The following is a 5,665-nucleotide window of genomic DNA, read 5'->3' as shown; positions in this document are numbered from 1 at the left end:
ACCCCACGTCCACTGACGAGGCACCGCCCCCGACCGAGGCGCCTGCCGCCGACCATCCCCTCGGGGGCCCGAAATTGGGAGGCGGGTGGGGTGGGCGCGGCGTAGCGTGCTGCGCCATGTCGCTCACCGTTCGCGCGTTCCGTCCTTCCGACGCCAAGGCCGTAGCCGACGTACGCCGGGCCGTCGCCTCCTTCCTCGTCTGCACCCCGCAGTCAGTGGCCTGGGAGGCCGCCAACGCACCGGCCGCCCAGCACTTCCTGATCCTCGTCGCCGAACTGAACGGCCGCGTCGTCGGCGCCGCCAAGACCGGTCTCGTCCACGACAGCACCGTCCCCGGCCAGGCGGTCGCCAACCCGATGGTCCACCCCGCGCGCCGCGGTCACGGAGCCGGCCGCGCCCTGCTCACGGCCGCCGAGGAACGCCTGGCAGCCCTCGGCGCCACCCGCATCCTCGCCTGCGCCCAAGAGGACGGCCGCTCAACGGCGTTCGCCGACCGCAACGGCTACCGCCGCAGCCGCACCTCCCGCTACCTCCGCCTCGACCTGGCCCGCACTCCCCTGCCACCGCTCCCCGATCGCCTCCCTCCCGGTGTGGAACTGTGCAGCGCCGCCGACTTCGGTGCCGATCCGTACCTGCTGTACGTACTGGACGCCGAGGCCACCTCCGACGAACCGGGCGACGTACCCAGCGACGCCATGTCGTACGAGGACTGGCTCGCGCAGACCTGGGAGCACCCGGACATCGACCTCGGCCTCACGACGGTCGTGGTGGTGGACGGCGAACCGGCCGCGTTCAGCGCGGTGGCGGCCGACGGCCTCGGCCGCTGCTCGTCCGCCATGACCGGAGCCAAACGCGCCTTCCGCGGCCGCGGCCTGGCGAAGCTCGCCAAGCTGCGCGCCCTGCACGAGGCCCGGGCGGCCGGCTGTACCGAAGCCTTCACGGGCAACGACACCACCAACGCGCCCATGCTCGCCATCAACAACGCCCTCGGCTACACGCCGTACGCCACCGAGTGGCGCTGCCTCCGCGAACTTCACGGCCTCAGCGGCACCGGCCCCGCCGAAGACATTCGGAACGCGGACTGAGCAGCCCCTGCGTTCTTCACGTCCCCGCCACCCTCGTGTGCCGTCTCCCTCGTGTGCCGTCTCCCCCATGCGCCCGTCTCCTGACCTTCCCCGGCCTCCTCGCCGTCGTCCTCCTCACAGACGTTCTCCTCGCCGCCGAACTCCTCACTCGGCCGGGGACTGGCCGGCCCCGGGGCCCGCTGCGCGCGCAGAGTGGCCTTGCCGGCGCTCAGGCCGAAGCGGGCAGGACAGAGGCCGTCCATCGTCAGGCGGGTTCGCGGCCGAGGAGGGTCGCGCGGCGGTAGTACTCGTACAGGCCGTCGAAGACGGGCTTGGTGACGGTCATGGTGCGCTCGTCGTCTCCGGTCATGGACAGGCCGCGCAGGACGACGTCGAGGCCGGGGGCTTCGGGGGCGTCGAAGCGTTCGTCGTCGAGGTCGGCTTCGTGGACGATCTCGGCGATGCGCTGCAGGGCCGGGTCGGCGGTGAGCTGGTAGCGGCGGAGGATGGTCTCGAAGCTGCAGTCGCCGTGGTGGTGGCCGAGGTCTGCGCCGCGCATGTCGAACGCAGTGGCGTCGTCGGGGACGTGGGCGGGGTCCGTGACGAAGACGAACGTGGCGTCGGGGTCGATGAAGCGACGGATCAGCCAGGCGCAGGCGGCGCGGTCGATGTGAATGCCGGCGCGGGTGGCCCATTTCATGTGCTCTCCTCGGTGCGCTTGCGGGTGGACTGCAGGGAGTTCACGGCCGTCTCGGCGGCGTGCCGTGCGGGCGGGGGGAAGTAGTCGCGGCGGTGGATGCGGCGCAGTTCCGCGCGGAGCCGGCGCCAGGTGCGCTGCCTTTCGTCCTCGCCAAGCGTGCGGGCCTGTTCGGCCTGGGCGATGACCTGCTCGTACTCGACTGTCCGGGCTTCGGCCATGCTCTGTGCGAGCTGTCGCTCCTGCGCGGTGCTGCCGGGCTGGGCGAGCCATACGGTGGCGGTGCCGCCGAAGTCGGTGATCTCTTCGGCGATCCAGTCGATGTGCTCGCGGGTGCGGGCGTCGGCGGGCAGGGCGATCAGACCGTCGCCGATCTGGGCGACGCCGAGCCTCTTGAGCTTGCGCCAGACGGTGATGCGCGGGGTGGAAGGCTCTCGCGGCAGCCGGTAGGAGAGCAGCACCCACTGCCCCGCACCGGCGGGCGCGGGCTGCTGCGGAAGGGTGCGCTCGGTCACCCGCAAACACCCCTGCGCCATTCAGCGTGCCATGTCACTTGCGATGTGCTCCTTGCCTGCGGTGCGCCGCACCGTGGGCGGCGGTGAAACAAAGTCTTCATGTTCCTCGTCACCAGGTCCCCTTCCCTCCGCCACCCTCGATGATGTAACCATGGTTACATCATCCGGCGGGTGGTCGGCACAGCAGGCCAGCAGATCACCAGACCAGATCTTCGACATGGACTGCGTCCCCGGTCCATACGGTCGGGATCTGCCGGACGATGCCGCCCTTGCCGCTCACAACGGACGGAGATCCCGGTGCCCGCCGCCGATCACTCCTCGCTGCCCGTATCCGAGACAGACCCGCCGGGGCAGGACACGGCCCCGAACGGTGATCTCATACCGTTCAGACAGGCGGTGAAGACCTGGTTCTCCATCTCGCTGCAGACATTCGGGGGGCCGGCCGGGCAGATCGCGGTCATGCAGCGCACCCTGGTCGAGGAAAAGCGGTGGATCGGCCAGCAGCGGTTCAACCACGCCCTGTCCTACTGCATGCTGCTGCCCGGCCCCGAAGCCCAGCAGCTCGCGATCTACATCGGCTGGCTGCTGAACGGCACCCGCGGCGGGCTGGCCGCAGGAACCCTGTTCGTGCTGCCCGGCGTACTGGCGCTGCTCGCCCTGTCCGCGGTCTACGTCGCCTTCGGCACCACCGCCGCGGTCACCGGCCTGTTCGCCGGCCTCGCCCCGGCGGTGGTCGCCATCGTCGCCCAGGCCGTGTGGCGGGTCGGCCGCCGCTCCCTGGCCCACCCGGCGCTGATCGCCCTCGCCGTGGCCTCCTTCGCCGCCCTGGCCCTGTTCGGGGTCCCCTTTCCGCTGGTGATCATCGCTGCCGCGTTCACCGGATGGCTGCTGGTCCGCTTCGCCCCGCACCTGCTCAGACCGGCAGCCGAAAACGGCAAGGACGACGGGCCCGCGCCGCTCATCCCGGACGACGCCCTGCACCACGAACCGCCCGGCCGACGGCGCGCGACACGCATCCTGCTAATGGGCCTGGTCCTGTGGGCCGTTCCGGTCGTGGCCGTCGCCGTCCTGACCGGGACGGGCAGCGTCTTCACGACGCAGGGCCTGTTCTTTTCCGGCACCGCGCTGGTCACCTTCGGCGGCGCCTACGCCGTCCTCGCCTACGTCGCCCAGCAAGCCGTCCAGCACTACGGCTGGCTCAGCGCCGGCGAGATGGTCCGCGGTCTCGCCCTCGCGGAGACCACCCCCGGACCGCTGATCATGGTCGTGCAGTTCGTCGCTTTCCTCGGCGCCTACCGCGACCCCGGCGCCCTCACCCCCTGGGCCGCTGCCCTGCTCGGCGCGCTGCTGACCACCTGGGTGACCTTCGTACCCTGCTTTCTTTTCATCTTCCTCGGCGCCCCCTACATCGAGCGCCTGCGCGGCAACCGCTCGGTCTCCGCCGCCCTCACCGGCATCACCGCCGCCGTGGTCGGCGTCATCGCCAATCTCGCCCTGTACTTCGCCGAGCACACGCTCTTCCGCACGGTCGGCACCATCACTGCGGGGCCGCTCCAGCTGGCCCTGCCCGACTTCACCACCCTGCGGCCGACGGCTCTCGCCATCACCGCGGTCGCCGTGCTGCTGATCTTCAAGCTGCGCTGGAGCGTCCTGCGCACCCTCGGCATCTGCGCCGCCCTCGGACTGGTCGCGGCTCTGACCGGCCTGCCCGGCACCTGAACCGACCACTCCGGACAAGTGCGAGGCTGCAACAAATCTTCGTCCTCTGAAGTCGCGGACAAGAAGGCAGGCAAGGACGCGCTCCGCCCGGAGCTGAAGGCGTGCCACGCCTTCAGCTCCGGGCGGCACCCCCGTGGTCCCCTCGCTCGACCGCTACGCCCGCGGCCTCCAGGACCTCGTCGACACGGTCGCCGAGCTGCGCGAGTACGGGATCGGCTTCACCACGCTGCACGAGAACCTCGACACGCCCCCCCAGGCGGCCGGCACCCTCTACAACCACATTCCGGTCCTGAAGGAATTGCGCGTCGGCGCCGTCCCCCGGCAATTCGGAGCGCCCGCGAAGTAGGCCCACCTCAGCAAGATGAATCTCAGCGGCACTTTCTGCACCTCAACTACTCACACCCGTCATCCCCCTCCATTGCCGCCGTGCGGCCGCCCGTGCTCAGCGGCAGCGTTTCCGCGCGGTCCGGGCCCGCCGGGTCGTACGCGAGGGAGTCGCCGGGCCGGTGCCAGTGCAGGAGGAAGCGCCGGCCCGTGCGGTATGCGTCCAGGCCCGCCCTGCAGTACGCGACCATGTCGTCCGGCAGCGCGTCCAGCGGGAACCAGGCCAGCTCGGAGCACTTCTCCGGCTCGCGGTTGACCGGCTCGCCGCCCGCGCCGTATGCCGCCTCGAAGAACCAACCGATCCGCGGCCGCCCGTCCGGCGCACGGTGCTGCATGACCAGCGCGACCCGCAGGTCCGACGCGGTCAGCCGCAGCCCGGTCTCCTCGGCCGCTTCCCGGATCATCGCCTCGCGGACGTCCTCACCGTCCTCGGCGTGTCCGCTGGGTGCGTGCAGCAGCCCGTCGGCGTATCCGGTGTTCGCACGGCGGGCGAGCAGTACGTCGTCCCCGCGGCGCAGGATCAGATGGACATCGATCACCTCCGTATGGCGGGCCGGCGGCGCGGGATGGACCACCAGCGCGTACCGCTCGTCCCGCACCTCCCGGCCCCACAGCGCGGGGTCGCCCGCGAGTCTCTCCAGTTGCGTGCGACGGGCCAGCGGAGCGGTCAGCCGCTCCAGCTCGGCGGCGGTGATGCCGATCGGGTCGGACTCGCCCCACCGGCCCTCGATCAGCACCAGCCGGCCGCCGGGCCGCAGCAGTCGGACCCACCGGCGCAGCACCGCCTCCGGGTCGAGCAGCGCCCACAGCAGATGCCGCACCAGTACCACGTCGAACTGCCGCTCCTCCACCGGCGGTTCGGCGGCGTCGCCGACCATCAGCCGCGCGGCCGGCGTCCGGTCCTCGGGCCGCGCCGCCGCGAACTTGGCGCGGGCCTTGTCCACCATTCGCGGCGAGCGGTCGATTCCCGTGACACGGTGGCCCTGCTCGGCGGCGAGCAGGGTCAGGCTGCCTGTGCCGCAGCCGAGGTCGAGGACGTCGGACGGCCCGGCCGGCAGCCAGTCCCGCAGCCGGTCTGCCCATGCGGCCCGGACCGCCGGATCGCGCATCCCGTGATCCGGCTCGTCGTCGAACCGCTCGGCGGCGGATTCCCAGTAACCGGCGTCGGTGACCGGCGTGTCGGTAGCCATGTACAGATCGTGACAGGCGCCACTGACAATCGCTTCGGCCTGTGGATAACCCGGTTCTTCCGGCCGGACGGCGGACGGAGGGCGGGCAGACGGAGG

General features: G+C 71.5%; 7 protein-coding genes. 3 read left to right on the top strand and 4 right to left on the bottom strand.

The annotated features are described in order from the left end of the window. Positions 1-116 precede the first annotated feature (116 nt). Positions 117-1,085, top strand: a complete 969-nt coding sequence (locus CCS38_RS00550) for a GNAT family N-acetyltransferase (RefSeq protein WP_223731188.1) — start codon at positions 117-119, stop codon at positions 1,083-1,085. 244 nt (positions 1,086-1,329) lie between these two features. Here CCS38_RS00550 and CCS38_RS00545 read toward each other — a convergent pair whose 3' ends face one another. The 3 genes from CCS38_RS00545 to CCS38_RS00535 are packed head-to-tail and all read right to left on the bottom strand — an operon-like array spanning position 1,330 to position 2,495. After that, the gene (locus CCS38_RS00545; protein WP_223731187.1) at positions 1,330-1,764 is read right to left on the bottom strand and encodes a chromate resistance protein ChrB domain-containing protein; all 435 of its coding nucleotides are present in this window, start codon (positions 1,762-1,764) and stop codon (positions 1,330-1,332) included. Beyond that, on the bottom strand, positions 1,761-2,276 hold the full coding sequence (locus tag CCS38_RS00540; RefSeq protein ID WP_223731186.1) for a Chromate resistance protein ChrB: 516 nt from the start codon (positions 2,274-2,276) through the stop codon (positions 1,761-1,763). The genes CCS38_RS00545 and CCS38_RS00540 overlap by 4 nt, the downstream gene beginning before the upstream one ends. 21 nt (positions 2,277-2,297) lie before the next feature. Beyond that, a complete protein-coding gene (locus CCS38_RS00535) occupies positions 2,298-2,495 on the bottom strand; it encodes a hypothetical protein (RefSeq protein WP_223731185.1) in 198 nt (65 codons plus the stop codon). A 177-nt stretch (positions 2,496-2,672) separates the two neighbouring features. Here CCS38_RS00535 and chrA point away from each other — a divergent pair, with 177 nt between their 5' ends. Further along, a complete protein-coding gene (gene chrA / locus CCS38_RS00530; RefSeq protein ID WP_223731184.1) occupies positions 2,673-3,995 on the top strand; it encodes a chromate efflux transporter in 1,323 nt (440 codons plus the stop codon). A 133-nt stretch (positions 3,996-4,128) separates the two neighbouring features. Next, the gene (locus tag CCS38_RS00525; protein WP_223731183.1) at positions 4,129-4,341 is read left to right on the top strand and encodes a recombinase family protein; all 213 of its coding nucleotides are present in this window, start codon (positions 4,129-4,131) and stop codon (positions 4,339-4,341) included. 46 nt (positions 4,342-4,387) lie between these two features. On the opposite strand, the gene CCS38_RS00520 is transcribed toward CCS38_RS00525, so the two are convergent. Then, positions 4,388-5,569: a methyltransferase domain-containing protein gene (locus CCS38_RS00520; RefSeq protein WP_223731182.1), complete on the bottom strand. Its 1,182-nt coding sequence runs from the start codon at positions 5,567-5,569 to the stop codon at positions 4,388-4,390. Positions 5,570-5,665: the final 96 nt, after the last annotated feature.

Source organism: Streptomyces purpurogeneiscleroticus (assembly GCF_020024005.1).
GTDB classification, from domain to species: domain Bacteria; phylum Actinomycetota; class Actinomycetes; order Streptomycetales; family Streptomycetaceae; genus Streptomyces; species Streptomyces purpurogeneiscleroticus.
Note: the sequence above shows the minus strand (reverse complement) of the source record. Positions and strands in the feature narration are given on the sequence as shown.

What these genes read in the sequence shown, in the direction of transcription:
- CCS38_RS00550 (WP_223731188.1), top strand. Translation starts at nt 117, where the DNA reads ATGTCGCTCACCGTTCGCGCGTTCCGTCCTTCCGACGCCAAGGCCGTA.
- CCS38_RS00545 (WP_223731187.1), bottom strand. Translation starts at nt 1,764, where the DNA reads ATGAAATGGGCCACCCGCGCCGGCATTCACATCGACCGCGCCGCCTGC.
- CCS38_RS00535 (WP_223731185.1), bottom strand. Translation starts at nt 2,495, where the DNA reads ATGTCGAAGATCTGGTCTGGTGATCTGCTGGCCTGCTGTGCCGACCAC.
- CCS38_RS00520 (WP_223731182.1), bottom strand. Translation starts at nt 5,569, where the DNA reads ATGGCTACCGACACGCCGGTCACCGACGCCGGTTACTGGGAATCCGCC.